18 protein-coding genes are annotated in these 16,340 nt (G+C 69.3%); 13 read left to right on the forward strand and 5 right to left on the reverse strand.

What is annotated here, in order from left to right:
* Positions 1–80 precede the first annotated feature (80 nt).
* The 7 genes from A0O31_RS13245 to uvsE are packed head-to-tail and all read left to right on the forward strand — an operon-like array spanning position 81 to position 4,619.
* The gene (locus tag A0O31_RS13245) at positions 81–308 is read left to right on the forward strand and encodes a HEPN domain-containing protein (RefSeq protein ID WP_071678005.1); all 228 of its coding nucleotides are present in this window, start codon (positions 81–83) and stop codon (positions 306–308) included.
* Complete coding sequence (locus A0O31_RS11040; protein WP_071678006.1) at positions 281–613, forward strand: nucleotidyltransferase domain-containing protein; 333 nt, start codon at positions 281–283, stop codon at positions 611–613. Before A0O31_RS13245 ends, A0O31_RS11040 begins: the two co-directional genes overlap by 28 nt.
* 23 nt (positions 614–636) lie before the next feature.
* Entirely contained in the window at positions 637–2,064 is a 1,428-nt protein-coding gene (locus A0O31_RS11045; protein WP_071678007.1) for an SDR family oxidoreductase, read from the forward strand.
* Between the two features lie 50 nt (positions 2,065–2,114).
* On the forward strand, positions 2,115–2,738 hold the full coding sequence (locus tag A0O31_RS11050) for an SDR family NAD(P)-dependent oxidoreductase (RefSeq protein ID WP_071678008.1): 624 nt from the start codon (positions 2,115–2,117) through the stop codon (positions 2,736–2,738).
* A gap of 35 nt (positions 2,739–2,773) precedes the next feature.
* A complete protein-coding gene (locus A0O31_RS11055) occupies positions 2,774–3,238 on the forward strand; it encodes a flavin reductase (RefSeq protein WP_071678263.1) in 465 nt (154 codons plus the stop codon).
* Positions 3,239–3,240: 2 nt separating this feature from the next.
* On the forward strand, positions 3,241–3,741 hold the full coding sequence (locus A0O31_RS11060; protein ID WP_237259069.1) for a YceI family protein: 501 nt from the start codon (positions 3,241–3,243) through the stop codon (positions 3,739–3,741).
* Entirely contained in the window at positions 3,738–4,619 is an 882-nt protein-coding gene (uvsE, locus tag A0O31_RS11065) for a UV DNA damage repair endonuclease UvsE (protein WP_071678010.1), read from the forward strand. Before A0O31_RS11060 ends, uvsE begins: the two co-directional genes overlap by 4 nt.
* Positions 4,620–4,979: 360 nt before the next feature.
* On the opposite strand, the gene A0O31_RS11075 is transcribed toward uvsE, so the two are convergent.
* The 4 genes from A0O31_RS11075 to cas6 all read right to left on the reverse strand — a co-directional run bounded on the left by A0O31_RS11075 (position 4,980) and on the right by cas6 (position 8,492).
* Positions 4,980–5,855 (reverse strand): ParB/RepB/Spo0J family partition protein, encoded by an 876-nt coding sequence (locus tag A0O31_RS11075; protein ID WP_071678012.1) that lies wholly within the window; start codon positions 5,853–5,855, stop codon positions 4,980–4,982.
* Positions 5,852–6,814: a ParA family protein gene (locus A0O31_RS11080; RefSeq protein WP_071678013.1), complete on the reverse strand. Its 963-nt coding sequence runs from the start codon at positions 6,812–6,814 to the stop codon at positions 5,852–5,854. Before A0O31_RS11080 ends, A0O31_RS11075 begins: the two co-directional genes overlap by 4 nt.
* Before the next feature lie 360 nt (positions 6,815–7,174).
* Positions 7,175–7,765, reverse strand: coding sequence for a hypothetical protein (locus A0O31_RS11085; RefSeq protein ID WP_071678014.1), 591 nt, complete (start codon positions 7,763–7,765; stop codon positions 7,175–7,177).
* On the reverse strand, positions 7,758–8,492 hold the full coding sequence (gene cas6 / locus A0O31_RS11090; protein ID WP_071678015.1) for a CRISPR system precrRNA processing endoribonuclease RAMP protein Cas6: 735 nt from the start codon (positions 8,490–8,492) through the stop codon (positions 7,758–7,760). The genes A0O31_RS11085 and cas6 overlap by 8 nt, the downstream gene beginning before the upstream one ends.
* A 77-nt stretch (positions 8,493–8,569) precedes the next feature.
* On the opposite strand from cas6, the gene cas10 reads away from it, so the two are divergent.
* Positions 8,570–10,993 (forward strand): type III-A CRISPR-associated protein Cas10/Csm1, encoded by a 2,424-nt coding sequence (gene cas10, locus A0O31_RS11095; RefSeq protein WP_071678016.1) that lies wholly within the window; start codon positions 8,570–8,572, stop codon positions 10,991–10,993.
* Complete coding sequence (gene csm2 / locus A0O31_RS11100) at positions 10,994–11,407, forward strand: type III-A CRISPR-associated protein Csm2 (RefSeq protein WP_071678017.1); 414 nt, start codon at positions 10,994–10,996, stop codon at positions 11,405–11,407.
* 36 nt (positions 11,408–11,443) lie between these two features.
* Here the strand turns inward: csm2 and A0O31_RS11105 are convergent, their stop codons facing one another.
* The gene (locus tag A0O31_RS11105) at positions 11,444–12,379 is read right to left on the reverse strand and encodes a transposase (protein WP_071676838.1); all 936 of its coding nucleotides are present in this window, start codon (positions 12,377–12,379) and stop codon (positions 11,444–11,446) included.
* Between the two features lie 83 nt (positions 12,380–12,462).
* On the opposite strand from A0O31_RS11105, the gene csm3 reads away from it, so the two are divergent.
* Genes csm3 through csx2 form a run of 4 tightly spaced genes read left to right on the forward strand, consistent with a single transcriptional unit; the run spans position 12,463 to position 16,337 of the window.
* Positions 12,463–13,176 carry a type III-A CRISPR-associated RAMP protein Csm3 gene (gene csm3 / locus A0O31_RS11110; RefSeq protein ID WP_071678018.1) on the forward strand — a complete coding sequence of 238 codons (714 nt, stop codon included), beginning with the start codon at positions 12,463–12,465 and terminating at the stop codon, positions 13,174–13,176.
* Between the two features lie 11 nt (positions 13,177–13,187).
* Positions 13,188–14,054, forward strand: a complete 867-nt coding sequence (gene csm4, locus A0O31_RS11115; protein WP_071678019.1) for a type III-A CRISPR-associated RAMP protein Csm4 — start codon at positions 13,188–13,190, stop codon at positions 14,052–14,054.
* Positions 14,051–15,187, forward strand: a complete 1,137-nt coding sequence (gene csm5, locus A0O31_RS11120; RefSeq protein ID WP_071678020.1) for a type III-A CRISPR-associated RAMP protein Csm5 — start codon at positions 14,051–14,053, stop codon at positions 15,185–15,187. Before csm4 ends, csm5 begins: the two co-directional genes overlap by 4 nt.
* Complete coding sequence (gene csx2 / locus A0O31_RS11125; protein ID WP_071678021.1) at positions 15,177–16,337, forward strand: TIGR02221 family CRISPR-associated protein; 1,161 nt, start codon at positions 15,177–15,179, stop codon at positions 16,335–16,337. The genes csm5 and csx2 overlap by 11 nt, the downstream gene beginning before the upstream one ends.
* Positions 16,338–16,340: the final 3 nt, after the last annotated feature.

Raw genomic sequence — 16,340 nt, forward strand, 5'->3', positions numbered from 1 at the left:
CGGGTCACGGCGGAAACCCTCCAGGGAACGGGTACTCCGCCGCCGTCTTCGCCCAGCAGGCGGGGGAGAAAGCCCTAGGGGTGGAGCGCCTGCGCACCTATCCCCGGTCCCACGATCTCCTGGCCCTCGCGGAGGGCCTGGGGGCTCCCGAGGGGGTGCGGGAGGCAAGCCGCCCCTTCACCCTGAGCCGCTACCCCGACGTGGCGGGCACCCTCCCCGCCCGGCTCTATGGGAAGGCCCAAGGGGAGGCGCGCCTCGAGGCGGCCAAGGAGGTGCTCTCATGGGTGGAGGCGAGCTTGCGCCCCTGAAGGAAGCCCTGCGCCAAGCCCCCTTCCCCATCGCCCTGGCCCTCCTCTTCGGCTCCCGCGCCCGCGGGGACGCCCTTTTGGAAAGCGACTACGACCTCCTGGTGGTCTCCCCCGCCTTCCGGGGGATGAACTATCTGGACCGGCTCCTCCTCCTCCACCGGACCCTTCCCTTGCGGCACGTGGACTACGTGGCCCTAACCCCCGAGGAGTGGGCCGCCCGAAGGGAGGAGCTCGGGGTAGTGGGGGAGGCGGCCCGGGAGGGGATCGTCCTCCTGGAAAACCCTTCCCCGCCACCATCCCGGTAGACGGGCGGGGCTAGGCTAGGCCCATGCGGGTCTTGGTCACCGGCGCCACGGGCTACGTGGGGGGAAGGCTGGTGCCCCGGCTTCTGGAGAGGGGCCACCGGGTGCGCGTCCTCGTCCGCGACGCCCGCCGCCTTGGGGGCCGCCCCTGGGCGGAGCGGGTGGAGGTGGTGGAGGGGAGCCTCGAGGACGAAGGGGCCCTCCTCCGGGCCCTGGAGGGGGTGGAGGCCGCCTACTACCTGGTGCACGCCATGCTCTCGGAGGCCCGCTTCCAGGAGGCGGAGGAGCGCCAGGCTACGGCCTTCGTCCGGGTGGCCCAAAGGGTAGGGCTCCCCCACGCCATCTACCTGGGGGGGCTCCTGCCCCGGAAGGGGCGGCCTTCCCCCCACCTGGCGAGCCGGGCCCGGGTGGGGGAGATCCTGCGGAGAGGGGTGCCCACCACGGAGTTCCGCGCCGGGCCCATCGTGGGCTCGGGCTCGGCCAGCTTTGAGATGGTCCGCTACCTCACGGAACGCCTCCCCGTGATGGTGGCCCCCCGCTGGGTCCTGAACCCCGTCTCCCCCATCGCCATCCGCGACGTCCTGGCCTACCTCCTCCAGGCCCTGGAGAAGGGGCCCTCGGGGGTGGTGGAGGTGGGGGCCCCGCCCCTTTCCTTCAAGGCCATGATGGAGACCTACGCCGAGGTGCGGGGGCTCAAGCGCCTCATCCTCCCCGTGCCCGTCCTGGCCCCCAGGCTTGCGGCCCTTTGGGTGGGCCTCGTCACCCCCATCCCCAACCGCCTGGCCCTGCCCCTGGTGGAGGGCATCCTCCACCCCCTGGTGGCGGACACCGCCCGGGCCAAGGCCCTCTTCCCCGAGGTGGACCCCATCCCCTACCGGGAGGCGGTGGCCCTGGCCCTGGAGCGCACCGCCCTGGGCGAGGTGGAAACCCGCTGGTCGGGGGCCCTCCAGGGGCGGAGCTACTTCCTGGAGGACCGGGAGGGGGTTATCCGCGAGGTGCGCACCCTCCCCGTCCAGGCACCCCCCGAGGCCGTCTACCGGGTCTTCGCCTCCTTGGGGGGCGAGCGGGGGTGGCTCGTCTGGGGCTGGGCCTGGGCCTTGCGGGGGCTCGTGGACCGGCTCCTGGGGGGCCCGGGCTTACGGCGGGGCCGGCGCCACCCCACCCTCCTCCTCCCCGGGGAGGCCGTGGACTTCTGGCGCGTGGAGGCGGTGGAGCCGGGCCGCCTCCTCCGCCTCAGGGCGGAGATGCGCCTGCCCGGGAAGGCGTGGCTGGAGTGGCAGGCCCTTCCCGAGGGGGAAGGTTGCCGCCTGGTCCAGACCGCCTACTTCGCCCCCGTGGGCCTCACGGGCTTCCTCTACTGGTGGGCGCTCTACCCCATCCACGCCCGCATCTTCAGCGACCTGGCGCGGGCCATCGCCAAGGAGGCGGAACGGCAACGGGAAGCCCTCGCCTAGCCTTGGCCCAGGCTACAAAGGGCTTCCTCCTCCTTCCCTAGGCTTGAGGCATGCGCGTCCTGGTGCTTGGGTCCACGGGAGGCTTAGGGGGAGCCTTGGCCTGGGCCCTAAGGGGGCACGAGCTATTTCTCTCCGGCCGGCGCCCGGGGCCCCTGAGGGCGCTGGCGGAGGAGGTGGGGGGTAAACCCATCCCCGCCGACCTCTCCGACGAGCTGGAGGCCCAGGCCCTCCTGGAGGAGGCGGGGCCCTTGGACCTCCTCCTCCACGCCGTGGGCGTGGCGGGGCGGGCCCCGGTGCGGCAAACCCCAAGGGACCTCCTGGAGGGGATGCTCCAGGCCCACCTCCTCACCGCCCACCACGTCCTCAAGCACGCCCGCTTCCGGCCTGGGGCCCGCGCCGTGTTCTTCGGGGCCTATCCCGCCTACGTGCGGTTTCCTGCCTTCGCCGCCTACGCCGCCGCCAAGGGGGCTCTGGAAGCCTACCTGGAAGCGGCCCGCAAGGAGTTCCGCCGGGAAGGGGTCCATCTCGTCCTGGTACGCCTTCCCGCCGTGGCCACGGCGCTTTGGAACCCCCTCGGGGGCCCGCCCAAGGGGGCCCTCGCCCCCGAGGAGGCGGCCCAAAGGGTCCTGCGAGGGGTCCTGGCCGAGCCCCCGCCCGAGGTCCTGGAGGTGTAGCCGTGGGGGCCCGCTACACGGCCCACTTCTACCCCATGCGCCTCGCCCTCCTCGCCGTGGGGGATAACTTCATGCCCATGGCCTGGTGGACCCCTGTGTCCAAAGACCCCTTCCGCTTCCTCCTGGCCGTGGACCGGAAGAACCACACCCTAGGCCTCCTCCGGGAGCTCGGCGAAGGGGCCCTCTGCTTCCTCCCCTGGGAGGCGCGGGCCTGGGTGGTGCGGGCGGGCTACCTCTCGGGGCGGCGCGTGCGCAAGGCGGAACGGTTGGGCGTGGCCCTGAGGCCCGCCCAGGCCCTGGCCCGGACCCGGGTTCCCGAGGGGGCGCTCGCCGTCTTTGAACTCAAGGTGGCGGAGTGGCCCACGGACGGGGACCACGCCCTCTTCCTGGGGGACGTGGTCCACACCGAGGGAAGCCCTGAGGCCAAAAGGCGGCCCATCCTCTTCCTGGGCTTCCGGGACTTCGCCACCTTGGGGGAAACCTGGAGGTTCCGGCCATGAGAATGTGGACCGCTTTCCTCTTCCTCCTGGCCTTCGCCCAGGCCCCCTACGCCGTGGAGGGCGTGGCCCGCTACCGGGGCTACTACCCCCTGGGGAGCTGGGAGGGGGTGAACCCCACGGCCCGGGGGGAGGTCCAGTGGGACGGGGAGCGGGCCTCGGGAAAGGTCTGCCTGGAGCAGGCGGCTTGGGACTCGGGGATCGGGGAAAGGGACAAGAAGGCCCTGGAGATCCTCCGGGCAAAGGAGTACCCCGAGGCCTGCCTCTACCCCAAGCGGGCCTCCTTCGCCGGGGCCCGGTTCGTGGTGGAGGGGGAGCTCTCCCTGGCGGGCCGCACCCGCCCCGTGCGCCTGGAAGGGGAGCTCCGGCAAACCCTCGAGGGCTACCGCTTCCAGGGCCGCTTCACCACCCGCTTTTCCGAGTGGGGCCTGGAGCGGCCCCGCTTCCTCTTCCTGGAGGTGCGGGACGAGGTGGAGGTCTTCCTCGAGGCGGAGGTCCGGCGGTGATCCGCCTGGGCTACCCCTGCGAAAACCTCACCCTAGGGGCGAGCACCAACCACACCCTGCGCCTCGCCTCCCTCACGGAGGAGAGGGTTCGGGCCAAGGTGGCGGAGAACCTCCGTGACCTGGAACGCATCCTCCGCTGGAACGCCTCCCATGGCTTCGGCCTCTTCCGCATCGGCCAGCACCTCATCCCCTTCGCCTCCCACCCCGCCTTCCCCTACCCCTGGGAGGGGGCCCACGGGGCCGAGCTCGGCCGCCTCGGGGGCCTGGCCCAGGCCTTGGGCATACGGCTTTCCTTCCACCCGGGGCAGTACGTGAACCCGGGAAGCCCCGACCCCCGGGTGGTGGAGCGCTCCCTGGCGGAACTCCGCTACTCCGCCCGCGCCCTCACGCTCCTCGGAGCGGAGGACGGGGTCCTGGTCCTCCACCTGGGCGGGGCCTACGGGGACCGGGGGCGGGCCCTCCGGCGCTTCGTGGAAAACCTGAGGGGGGAAGGGGAGGTCCTCCGCTACCTGGCCCTGGAGAACGACGAGCGGCTTTGGCCCGTGGAGGAGGTCCTTGAGGCGGCGGAGGCCTTGGGGGTGCCCGTGGTGGTGGACACCCTCCACCACGCCCTCAACCCCGGGCGGCTCACCCTGGAGGAGGCCCTCCGCCTCGCCTTCCCCACCTGGCGGGGAAGGCCCAAGGTCCACCTGGCAAGCCAGGACCCGTCCAAGCGCCCCGGGGCCCACGCCTTCCAGGTCTCCGAGGAGGATTGGGAAAGGCTCCTAAAGGCCCTCCCCGGCCCCGCCGACCTCATGGTGGAGGCCAAGGGGAAGGAAAAGAGGCTCCCCCAGGGCGCCCTGGCCCTAAGAGGGGCTAGGGGAGGAGGACGGGCCTAGTTCCCTCCCAAGAACGCCCGCGAGGGCCTTACCAACGCGAGCCTATGGGCGAAAAGGGGAAGCCAACAGCGCACCTCTGGCGGGAAGGGGACGGGTGGGGGGCGCCGAGGCACCCCCTCCCCTACCGGCAGGGGAAGGGGCTAAAGGGCCCTTGGCTCCTAGCCCTCTCCCCAAAGGGAAGCCCCGGGAGGTTTGGGAAGGGGAGGCTTGGGAGCCCGAGGGGGTAGGGGTGCCCCTCCCTAGGGAAACTGCCCCAGGCACCCCCCAAAGCCTCCCCCACCCTGGGCGTCCCGGGAAGGGGTTGAGGCGCCCGGGCCACGGCCCCACCGAGGAAAGCCCAAGAAGCCGCCACCCGGACCCTCAGGGGAGCAAGGCCTCAAGCTCCCTGAGCAACCCTTCCACCAGGCGCCGCCTTTCGGAGGGAAGGGCCTCGAGGTCCAGGCGGCTGAGCCTGGCCACCACCTCCCGGTACCAGGGCCTCGGGGCCCCCTCCCGCTTCAGGGCCTCCCGCACCTTGGCCTTTAGGTCCCGGAGGGAAAGCCCCGCCTTCGCCTCCTCCAGGAGGGCCCTCCGGAGGGTGTCGTCCTTCACCTTCTTCAGTTCCAGGGCGGCGGTGTAGGGGATGGAACCGGCCTCGAGGGCCTCCTTTAGGTCCTCGGGGAGCCCTAGGAGAGGAAGCCGGTTTTGCACGAAGGACTCCCAGGTCATGCGCCCGAGGAGGCGGAAAACCTCCTCCACCTTCTGGGCCTCAGGGTTCCCCATAACGTTATGGGGAACTTTCCCCCTGGCTTCGTCACGCATCCGGTGGAGCAGGCTCACCACCTCTTCCCTGCTCTTCCCTAGCTCCAGGGCGAGGAGGTCCAGGATCCCCACCGTCTCCTCGTAGGGGTTCAGGTCCTCCCGCTGGAGGTTCTCCATGAGGGCGATGGCGGAGGCGGCCTTCTCGTCCACCTCCAGGACCACCACCGGCACCTCCGTGAGGCCCGCCATCTGGGCCGCCCGGTACCGCCTCTCGCCCGCCACGATCTCGTACTTGCCGCCCTCCAAGGGGCGGACCAGGAGGGGCTCCAGGACCCCGTGGGCCCGGATGGACTCCACCAGGGCCTGGAGGGAGGCCTCCTCAAAGCGGCGCCGGGGCTGGGGACGGGGTACGAGTTCGCCCAGGAGGGCCACGGAGGAGGCGGGGCGCTTGGCCTCCTCCACCAAGCCCTTGAGGTAAGCCCGGATGGCGCTCACGCCACCACCTCCTCAAAGCGGAACACCTGTTCCAACAGGAAGTCAGCGAGCCGGGCGATCTCCTCCGCCGCCTCCTTGTCCCCCGTGAGCTGGATGGGTACCCCCTCCTCCGTGGCCCGGCGGTGGGGGCCCGGACGATAGGCGATGCGGGGAGCCACGGGGGCGACCTCCTCCAACTCTTGGATGGTTTCCAGGACCCGGTTGTCCCCCGCGGTGCGGGCATCGTACTTGGTGGGGATGAAGGTGCGAATGATATGGCTCCGCCCAGCCACCGCCTCGGGGTCCACCTTGCGCAGGGCCTCCCGGTACTCCTTGGCCACCCCGATCACCGCCCTCAGGGCCTGCACCCCCTTGGCCCCGGTTTCCACGGGGACCAGGAGGCCGTCCCCCGCCAAGGCGGCCATCACCGCCAAGGAACCCAAGGAGGGGAGGGAGTCCACCAAGACCAGGTCGTAGCCCTCCACCCTCTCCAAAGCGGTGCGCAGGGCCAGGGCCCCCAGGGGCTTCCGGTCTAACTCCAGCTCCCCCACGGCCAGGTTCACGGAGGCGGGGATGAGGTGGAGGTTCCGGCCCACCTCCCTGGGCGCCGGCAACAGGTCCTGGCGGATGACCCGAAGGAGCGTCTCCTCGTCCTGGACGCCGCTCGGGTCCACGCCTAGCCAGGCGGTGAGGTTGGCCTGGGGGTCGGCGTCAATGAGGAGGACCCGGTACCCCCTCGAGGCCAGCTCAAAGCCCAGATCCCGGGCCAAAGAGGTCTTCCCGGCCCCGCCCGCATGGGTGAAGAGGGTGTAGACCTGCGTCCCCCGCTCGGGGCCCTCCACCTCCTCGGGAATGTACCAATAGTGCCCGAGGCGCATGGCCTCCACCCGGCCCTCCTTGATCCACTTCCGGGCCAGGCTCTCCGAAATCCCCTCCTTCCGGGCCCACTCCGTGAGGGGAACCAGCCTTTCCCGTTTCATGAGGGAAGGCTACCAGGAAAGTGCGCGTTTGCGCAAGGGGCGGGTGCGGGCCGCCTCACCCGGCCGGGATGCCCCCCGGCACCGGCCAAGGGCGCACGGCCCCTAAAGCGTCCTTTCCGGGAAAGGCCCAAGGGGTAGGCCCGGCGAAGGGGCACCGTCTCCGTCCTCGGGGCGTGGACCCCGGATGGACTAGGTGGCCCCAGGCGCAGGAGCACGGCCTTTGCCGCTTTCCAAAGAGGCCTTTTGGGCCGAAGCCGCCACCTCCCAAAACCCGTATTCCACGGAAAAGCGGCCGCGGCCCAAGCCCCGCCGGGCATCGGGCCCCGGCTCCTCTCCCCGGCCTCCGGGGCACCCCGCCCCCTAGCGCCGGGCAAAGGCGGTCACGAAGACGATCTCGCACGCCCCTGCCCCCGTGTCCTGGCGGGTGGTGGAGGTCCGCCAGAAAAACCCATCCGGCCCGTACACGTTCACCAGATAACCCGCAAAGCGCACCACCTGGCCCGGCCGTGCCCGGGCAAGGGCCCCTTCCACCCCTGGACTGGCGGGGATAAGGTGCATGTTGGCGCTGCTTTCCCCTATCTCCCCAAGGGGAATGGGGGGTTCTCCGGAACCTGCGTAGAAGTAGAAGCGGTCCGCCTGCCAGATGCGCATGCGGCTCAGGACGGCGGTGTCCGACATCCTGCCCCAGCCCAGGGCGAAGTCCCACGGGGCGATGGCCGCCCCCCGGTCAAAGCGGTAGCGGCGCTTGCTGAGAAGCCGGGCCTCCAGGGCAAACCGGGCCACGGGCTCCAGCCGGTAGGCGCCCTTCACCAGGACGCGGGGGTCCTCCGGCCCCAAGGGGCTTTGCGCCGGGGGGTGGGGCGCCAGGACCCCCGGGGGCGGGGGCTTGGGCCGCCCCCAAAGCCACCCCACCCCGAGGGCGAGGGCCAGGACCAGGAGGAGCCTACCCATCCCCCTCCCCCAAGGGGAAGACCTTGGCCCGCCCATAGCCCAAGGCTGTCTTGGCCCCCACCCCGGCGAAGAAGGCAAACCGGCCCAAGGCCCAAAGCCAAAGGCGTTCCTCCTCCGTGGCCCTGGGGAGGTGGTAGACCACCCGGCCCACAAAGCCCGCGGCGTCCACCTCCGTCTCCGCCTTAAGGGTGCGCCCCTCTAGCCAGCGCACCGTGGTCCTCTCCAAAAGGGCCTCCCGCACCCCCTCCGGGGCCTTGAGGGGCCCGAAGGCCTCGAGGCGCCTCAGGAGGCTCTCCATCACCAGCCTCGGCTCGGGCACGGGGTAGTGCACCCCCTTGCGCCGGAAGAAGGTGGGGGCGTGGAAACGCAGGGGAAGGTCTGGCCCCCCGGGGTTTTGGAAAAGCCTCGGGTAGGTGGTGATCCCTGCCCAGGGGTGCCCCTCCTGGAGCACCGCCTTCAGGCGGAAGGGGGAGCCCAGCCGCACCTCCTGGCCCTCGAGGGCGAAGAGGAGAGGGGAGAGCCGGGCGTAGAGCTCCTCCACGAGGAGGCTTATCCGCGCCCAGTAGGCCCCCTCCTTCCCCCCAAACCCCAAGGCGAAGGGGTTTTCCCCCTGGTCGTGTACCCCAGGGGCCACCTCCCGCAGGAGGCGGTAGAAAAACCCCCGTAGGCCCAGGGGCTCGGGAGGCGCCTCGCCCTCCAGGAGAAGGACCACCGCCGCCAAGACCACGGGCCGATTCTACCGGGCCCCCGCCCTGTGCATCCGTCACACGCGCGGGGAAGCCCCCCGGATATACTCCTCACAGCATGCGCAACGCCCTTAGCGTGGCCCTGGCGGCCTTGGTCCACGATGTGGGCAAGCTCTACTCCCGGGCCCACTGGGGGGAGCATCCCGAAGGAATGCCCGACCGCACCCACACCGCCCACACCGCCCGCTTCGTCCTGCGCCATGCCCCTCTCTGGGAAAGGGCAGGGGTAGGGACCAGCTGGCTCGCCCAGACGGCGAGCCGCCACCACGAGGGCTGGCGGGACCGGCCCCTCTACCAGCCCAAGACCCCGGAGGAGTGGTGCGTGGCCCTGGCGGACACCTACGCCTCCCAGGAGCGGGAAGGGGAGGGGAGCGGCACCCCCTCGGAGGTGGCGCTAAAGCCCATCTTCTCCCGGCTCCGCCTGCAGGGGAAGGAAGGGGAAGAGGACCTCGGCCTAAGCCCCGTCCACGGCCAGGGGACCGGCCTCACCCCGGGAAGCCCTTACCCAAGCCGCACCCCCAACACGGGCAAGGACGTCTACCGCCGGCTGGTGGAGCGCCTGGAGGAGCGGCTCAAAGGGCTGGTGCAAGCCCCCGCCCTAAGCCCGGAAGGCCTCCTCCTGGGCCTGGCGGCGGCCCTCCAGGAAACCCTCTCCCTGGTCCCCGCCGACACGCAAAGCGAGCCCGACGTCTCCCTTTACGATCACCTCCGCCTCACCGCCGCCATCGCCCACGCCCTCTGGCTTTACCATGGGGGGAACCCCTCCGTGGAAGCCCTCCGGCAGGACGGGGAGAAGTTCCTGCTGGCGGTGGGGGACATGGGGGGGATCCAGGGCCACATCTACCGCATCGCCGGGGCGGAGACCGGGGTGGGGGGCATCGCCAAACGGCTTAGGGCGCGGAGCCTCGAGGTGAGCCTGGCGGGGGAGGCCATGGCCCTGGGCCTCCTCTTCAGGGTAGGTCTCACCCCCCTAAACCGCATCCTGGGGGCGGGGGGCAAGTTCTACCTCCTCCTCCCCAACACCCCTGAAGCCCAAAAGGCGCTGGCGGAGGCCCGGGGGGCCTGGGAAAAGTGGGCCTTGGAGAACGGGGCAAGCCTCCTCCCCTACCTGGCCTGGGTGCCCCTAAAGGGCGAGGACTTCCGCCGCTTCCCCGCCGCCCTCCAACGGGCCCACCGCGCCCTGGCGGAGGCCAAGCTCAGGCCCCTTTCCGCCCTCACTCCCACGGAAGCGGTAAGGGAAGCCCTTAGGCCTTGCGCCGCCTGCGGCCTAAGGCCCGCCCGGAAGGACGAGCCCGGAAGCCTCTGCTTGGGGTGCGAAAGGGAGCGGGAACTGGGCGGGCTCCTTCCGCGAAGCGACCGGGTGGGCTTCTTCCCCGATGGGGCACCGAAGCCCTTCCTCCCCTTCCCCCCCCTGAAGGCGGCCCTGGGCCAAGGGGGTTTTGGGGCCCCGCCGCACCACACCTACCGGGCCCGGGCGGACTTCGCCCCGGACGGCGCCCCCTTTGAGGTGAAGCCCCTTCTGGGCCACCTCCCCACGGTGGGCCACGCCCTCAGGGCCAAGGGGTGGAACCTGGAGGAGTACGGGAAATGGGCCAGGGAGGAAGGCCTTTGGGACGAAGAGGAAGGCCTCACCAAGGACCGCCCCCTCACCTTCTCCGAGCTCGCCCACCTCTCCCAAGGGGTTCCCTACCTGGGCGGCCTCCTCCTGGACGCCGACCGCATGGGGGAGGCCTTCGCCACGGGGTTTCGCAGGGAGGAAAAGGACCTCGCCACCCCAAGCCGCATCGCCGCCCTCTCCCGGGCCCTGGAGTGGTTCTTCAGCGTGGAGGTCCTGGAGCTCATCCAAAACCCCTCCCGGTACGGAGGCCTCCTCGGGTGGAACGACTTGGAGGCCCAACGCAAGGCCGAGCGCTACCCCCTCCTCTACAGCGTCTACTCGGGCGGGGACGACCTCTTCCTCCTGGGGCCTTGGGACGCCCTTTTGGACTTCGCCCTGGACCTGGAGAGGCTTTACCGCCTCTACACCCGCCACCCCGCCCTCACCCTCTCGGGGGCCTTCCTCCTCTTTCCCCCCAAGACCCCCGTGCCCCAGATGGCCCAGGCCCTGCAGGCGGCGGAGAAGCGGGCCAAAGGGGAGGGGCGGGGGAGGCTTTTCCTCTTCGGCCTGGCGGTGCCGTGGGAGGAATTCCCCGCCCTCCGCGCCTGGCAGGAGGGCCTACGGCGCTACCTCCAGGGGGAAAGGGTGAGCAAGGCCCAGGCCTACCGGTGGCTTTCCCTGTGGCAACGCTTCATGGCGGCGGACCTGGACGAGGGGGAGCGCATGGCCTACAAGCCCCTCCTGGCCTACGCCTTGAGGCGGGTACGGGAGAAGGACGAGGAAACCTGGAAGGGCTACTTAAAACTCCTGGACCATATGGACCCCGCCTGGCGCTACCTGCCGGTCTGGGTCCAGTGGGCGCTATACCTGGAAAGGAGGGCGTGAATGCCGGCGTTGGAGTTCTATCGGGATCGGGAAAAGGGCATCCTGGACCCCACCATCTTCGCGCGAGCGCAGGAGGTGGCCAAGGAACTGGTAGAGGAAGGAAAGGTAAAGTCTAGCCAGTTCCGCAACTACTTTGCCGAGCTCAGGGCCCTGGAAAACCGCTTCCAGAAGGAGCGGAAAGAAGAGGACGAAGCCCTGGCCTTCGCCCGTCTGGTGCCCCAGCTGGAGCTCTTGAAGGCCAAACTCGCCTACAACACCCGTTCCCAGGGGCCTCTAAGAGAAGCGCATCGTTTCGTTCGCTTCCTCAACGAGGCCCTTGACAGCGGCAAACGGACCCCGAAGGACTTTGAAGCCATGATGAAGTACGTGGAGGCCGTGCTGGCCTATTTCTACGCCTTTGGCAAGAAAGACTGAGAGCCCCCTTTTCGGATATTCACCTGCGTACTCACCTCACGCCACCGCCCGCAACACCCGGGTGATGGGCAGACCCGCCTGCCCAAGAAGCTGGGCCACCACGCTCCAGGCCATCACCCAAGCTTCCACTTGCAGGGCCACCGCCTTCAGCCCCCGTACCCTCCCCACCGCCCCCACCAGCCCCATCGGCCCCTTCAGCAGACCAAAGACCGTCTCCAGCTCCCACCGCCGCCCCAAAAGCCTCCGGTACGCACCTCTCCCCCGCCGCCGCAGGTTCAAAAGCCGCCCCCTCCCCTTTGGCCTTCCCCGTCTCCGGTTATGCCCCGTCACCAGAAGCATCCCTCGCCTCCTCGTCAACCGAAAGTTGGCTTCCCCCTCGTAGGCCGCGTCCGCCACCACCACGGGGGGCTTCTCCCCAGGAAACCTCTCCACCCCCCAGAGCATCCCCCGCCCCACCGGGGAGTCGTGCCATGAGGCCGGGGTCACCCGTAGGGCCAGCACCTCCCCCGTGTCCAGGTCCACGAGGAGGTGGAGCTTGTACCCATAAACCCAGCCCCCATCCGAGCCCACGCCCCAAGCCGCCTCCCCATCCGACCTCTGGGCGGGGAGAAGGGTGGCGTCCATGGCCAGCACCCGCCTCCCCCGGCCCACCCGCTTCCCTCCCCGCAGGAGGGGCCAGGGTAGCTTCCGGCTCCGCTCGCTGAGGGTGGCAGAGGAGGGAACGCGCTCTAGACCGAGGCGCTTGCGGAGCCTAGGGTTGCGGGCCAGTTCCCGGCGCATGCGTTCGCTGGAGAAGCCCAGGAGGGCGCGGACCAGGTGGAAGAGAAAGAGGCTGAGGTCGGAGAAGGTCCTGGGCCTGCCGGGTTTTCTCTCCCCTTCTGGCAAGCGGGCTTGGAGCCATGCCTGGAGCAGGGGGACCAGTTCCTCCAGGGGCAGGGGTAGGATGGAAGGGGGCGTCTGGTGTTCTTCCACAGCTCACCAAGCGCCCCCTTTTCCTTTGCTGTCAAGGGTATGCATGAATATCGAAAGGGGGAAGAAAGACTGAGAGGTGCGAAATGAGGTTGCAAAAGCTCCTCCGCATCCAGGCCATCCTTCTCGCCAAGACGGGCCTTCGCATCGGGATGAGCCGGGACCAGATGGCCATCGGCGACCTGGACAACCCCGTGATCCGCAACCCCCTCACGGACGAGCCCTATATCCCGGGCTCTAGCCTTAAGGGCAAGCTTCGCTACCTCCTGGAGTGGAGCCTGGGCGGGGACTACATCCTCAAGGCCAAGGACAAGCACGTCTACGCCTCCCCCGACCCCAAGGACCCCGTGGCCCGCATCTTCGGCCTCGCCCCGGAAAACGACGAGGAGTCCATGCAAGTCGCAAGGGAACGGGGCCCCACGCGGCTTCTCGTGCGGGACGCCTACCTCACCCGGGATTCCAAAGAGGAGCTGGAGAGGACCATCTCCCGTGGCGGCTACCTCACGGAGATCAAGCAGGAGGTCTTCATCCCCCGCCTTGGGGGCTTCGCTAACCCCCGCACCACGGAAAGGGTGCCCGCGGGGGCGCGGTTCCACGTGGAAATGGTCTACCGGGTCCTGGATCCCCTGGACGAGGAGCACTTCCACCGCTATGTCCTCCGAGCCCTGGAGCTCCTGGAGCTGGACGGCCTCGGGGGGCACATCAGCCGGGGTTACGGCCAGGTGTACTTCCTCCACCCGGACAAGCCTTTGGAGGACCAGGAAGGCCAGCCCCTAAGGGAGCGGCTCAAGATCACCTAAGTGAGCCTGGCATGAGGGCCACCGCCTACTACCTCCGCTTTAGGGGGCCGGTGAAGGCCCTGCCCCGGGCCCCCACCCTCCTAGGGCACCTCTTCTGGTGGTACCGCTACACCCACGGCAAGGAAGCCCTGGAGGAGCTCTTGGAGCGGCTACCCAGCCTCCCTTTCCGCCTTTCCAGCGCCTTCCCCGAGGGCTTCTTACCCCGGCCCAAGCTGCCCCCGGTGCTGGTGGAGGAGACCGAGCTCCGCAAGCGCCTCAAAAACCTGGCCTTCCTGAGCTTCGCCACCTTCCAACAGGTGGCGGAAAGGGGAGAGGAGGCCCTCCTGGACGCCCCTGAGGTGCGGGAAAACATGGGCCCTAGGCTTGGCCGCCCCCTCCGGCGCCTCCGGGTGGGGATTGACCGGGCCACGGGTGGGGCCAGGAAGGGGGTGCTCTTCGCCCAAGACCTCTTCTTCCCCGAGGGGCGGTACGCCGTCTACGCCGTGGGCACGCCCCCCTTTGACCTCCTGGAAGGGCTTCGCTTCGTGGGGGAGATGGGGTATGGGGGGCTTGCCAGCGTGGGGGCGGGGTGGTTCCACGTGGAAGGGCAGGAGCAGGTGGACCTCCCCGAGGCGGGAAATCCCACCGCCTACGCCACCCTGGCTCCAGGACCCCTGCAGGGGGCCCTCTACTACGAGCTGGAGCCCTACTGGGGCCGCCTGGGCGGGGGGTACGTGGGGGCCAAGCCCTTCAAGCGGCCCCATGTGCGCACCAAGGAGGGCAGCGTTTACCGGGAACCCACCCTAACGCTTCTGGACGTGACCCCGGGCGAATCGCCAGAGAACGGGGTGAAGGTCCTCGAGGTCCTGCAGGTCTTTCCCTTGGGGGTGCGGGTATGAGCTTCTTGGAAGCCTATAGCCTGGAGCTAGAGCTCCTCTCCCCCGTCCACGTGGGCACCGGGGAGACCTACCCCGCCTACGCCTACGTGCCCGACTTTGAAGGGAAGCGGGTCCACCTTTTGGACCCTTCGGCCCTCCTCCTCGCCCTCTCCCCGGAGCGCCGGGAGGCCTTCCTGCGCAGGGTGGCCGAGGGTCCCAAGGGGGCGCAGGACGTCCTCCGCCACCTCTACCGGGAGGGGCAGATCCCCCGCGAGGCCATCCTGCGCACCCTCCCCGCCAGCAAAGCCTTCCTGGACACCATCCAAGGGGCCACGGAGGAGGCCCTCCTGGAATACCGCCCCCTGCCCTATAGCCCCCGGGGGCCCTACCTCCCCGGCTCCAGCGTGAAGGGTGCCCTGCGCACCGCCTGGCTCTATTGGACTCTGGTAGAGCGGAAAGCGGTGCTGGAGTGGCGGCAGGGAGCCTGGCAGTGGCGGAAACCGGGCCCCGAGGAGGACGCCCTCATCCGGCCCCCGCGGGAGCTTAAGCTATCCCACAACCAGGACTTTGAAGGAGCCGTCTTGGGCTACCTCGTCCCCAAGAACGGGCGGACGAGCCGGGACCTCTACCGGGACCCCTTCCGCGCCGTGCGCCTCACGGACTCGGATCCGGGGGAGGGCTTCCTGAACCGCATCGGCGTCTTCCATCCCAAGGGGGCCCTGGACCGGACCATCCTCCTGGCGGAAACCTTCCGCAAGGGAAGCCGCTTCCGCTTCCGGTTCCGCTATCAGGCGGGGCTTGCCCAGCACGGGGGGGTGGCGGGGCCTGTACCCCCCAAGGCCTTGGTACGGGCGCTGAGGGAGTACTACGGCCACGTGGCGGAGTGGGAAAGGGGCTACGCCGAGGAGTACGGCCTTGGGCGGGCCCTCGAGGTCTACCAGGAGCTGGAGCGCCGCCTCAAGGACCCCGAAACCTTCCCCTTGCGCGTGGGCTTTGGCTCAGGGACGCTTTCCCTGCGCCTCGCCCTCCTCCTGCCCGAGGACTACCCCGAGGCCCAGGAACCCAAAACCCGCAAGACGGCGGGGGCCCCAAGCCCCCGGGACGGCTACCCCTTAGGGTGGGCCGTGGGACGGTTGGTTCCCCATGGAACGTGACCCAAAGAAGCTCATCCTCTCGTTTCTCGGCACGGGAAACTACCAAGAGGTTCCCTATACCCTGGACGGCAAAGCGTACCGCACGCCCTACACCCAAGAGGCCCTGGCCCTACACTTCCCCGAGCACACCCTCAAGGTCCTCCTCACCCAGGCCGCTCGGGATAAACACGGGGAGGCCCTGGCCGCAAGGGTGCCCTATGAGCCCATCCCCATCCCCGACGGGCGTACCGCCGAAGAGCTTTGGGAAATCTTTCGCGCCATCGTGGAGGCTGTACCCCCGGGAGCAAGCCTCATTATGGACATCTCCCACGGCTTCCGCTCCCAACCCGTGCTGGCCTTGGCGGTGCTCCACTTCCTCGGCGTGGCGAAGGACGTGCGGGTGGAACGGGTGGTCTATGGGGCCCTTCGGGAGGACGGCCTAGGGGAGTTTTTGGACCTCACCCCCTTCCTGGAGCTCCTCGCCTGGACCCAGGCGGTCTCTGACCTCAAGCGCTATGGCTTCGGAAAGCCCCTCGCAGAGCTCTTAAACTCCCTGCACCGGGCCACCTGGCAGGCGGAAGGGAAGGGGGCCAGGAAGCTCGCCCCTCTGGGGAATACCTTGGAAAACCTGAGCACTTCCTTAGAGCTCCTCCGGTTGCAGGAGGCGAGCGAGCACGCCCGGCAACTCCTGAATACCTTAGGAGAGGTCCGGAAGGATCTGAAACGGTTTCCTTCCTCCTGGCCCCTGAAGGCCTTTTTGGAAAGTTTGCGTGAGCGTTACCAAGGCATCGCCACGAAGGACATCTTCACGCAAGGGGGCCTCGAGGCCCAAGCCAATATGGTAGAGCTCCTCCTTTCCACGGGAAGCCTCGCCCAAGCGCTGGCGCTCATGCGGGAAATGATGGTAACCTGGGTCTGCTTGCAACAAAACCTAGACCCCTTGGAGGAGCGGCAAGTAGGCGAAGCGTTCCTCGGCTCGTGGCAAAAGCGGGCCCAGCGGGGCTCAACCGACCAGAAGGCCCACCTGGGTACCCTTTGGAACGAACTCACCAACGCCCGGAACGACGTGGCCCACGCCAGCATGCGGCCCAACCCCACGCCCGCAGAAACGCTGGCCAGCAACATCCACGGGTTGTGGCGGGAGCTTAAAGAGCTACTCCTTAAGACCTAGCCC

Origin of the sequence: Thermus brockianus (genome assembly GCF_001880325.1) — a bacterium.
Taxonomy (GTDB): Bacteria; Deinococcota; Deinococci; order Deinococcales; family Thermaceae; genus Thermus; species Thermus brockianus.

What these genes read in the sequence shown, in the direction of transcription:
- A0O31_RS11040 (WP_071678006.1), top strand. Translation starts at nt 281, where the DNA reads ATGGGTGGAGGCGAGCTTGCGCCCCTGAAGGAAGCCCTGCGCCAAGCC.
- A0O31_RS11045 (WP_071678007.1), top strand. Translation starts at nt 637, where the DNA reads ATGCGGGTCTTGGTCACCGGCGCCACGGGCTACGTGGGGGGAAGGCTG.
- A0O31_RS11050 (WP_071678008.1), top strand. Translation starts at nt 2,115, where the DNA reads ATGCGCGTCCTGGTGCTTGGGTCCACGGGAGGCTTAGGGGGAGCCTTG.
- A0O31_RS11055 (WP_071678263.1), top strand. Translation starts at nt 2,774, where the DNA reads ATGCGCCTCGCCCTCCTCGCCGTGGGGGATAACTTCATGCCCATGGCC.
- A0O31_RS11060 (WP_237259069.1), top strand. Translation starts at nt 3,241, where the DNA reads ATGTGGACCGCTTTCCTCTTCCTCCTGGCCTTCGCCCAGGCCCCCTAC.
- A0O31_RS11080 (WP_071678013.1), bottom strand. Translation starts at nt 6,814, where the DNA reads ATGAAACGGGAAAGGCTGGTTCCCCTCACGGAGTGGGCCCGGAAGGAG.
- A0O31_RS11085 (WP_071678014.1), bottom strand. Translation starts at nt 7,765, where the DNA reads ATGGGTAGGCTCCTCCTGGTCCTGGCCCTCGCCCTCGGGGTGGGGTGG.
- cas10 (WP_071678016.1), top strand. Translation starts at nt 8,570, where the DNA reads ATGCGCAACGCCCTTAGCGTGGCCCTGGCGGCCTTGGTCCACGATGTG.
- csm2 (WP_071678017.1), top strand. Translation starts at nt 10,994, where the DNA reads ATGCCGGCGTTGGAGTTCTATCGGGATCGGGAAAAGGGCATCCTGGAC.
- csm3 (WP_071678018.1), top strand. Translation starts at nt 12,463, where the DNA reads ATGAGGTTGCAAAAGCTCCTCCGCATCCAGGCCATCCTTCTCGCCAAG.
- csm4 (WP_071678019.1), top strand. Translation starts at nt 13,188, where the DNA reads ATGAGGGCCACCGCCTACTACCTCCGCTTTAGGGGGCCGGTGAAGGCC.
- csm5 (WP_071678020.1), top strand. Translation starts at nt 14,051, where the DNA reads ATGAGCTTCTTGGAAGCCTATAGCCTGGAGCTAGAGCTCCTCTCCCCC.
- csx2 (WP_071678021.1), top strand. Translation starts at nt 15,177, where the DNA reads ATGGAACGTGACCCAAAGAAGCTCATCCTCTCGTTTCTCGGCACGGGA.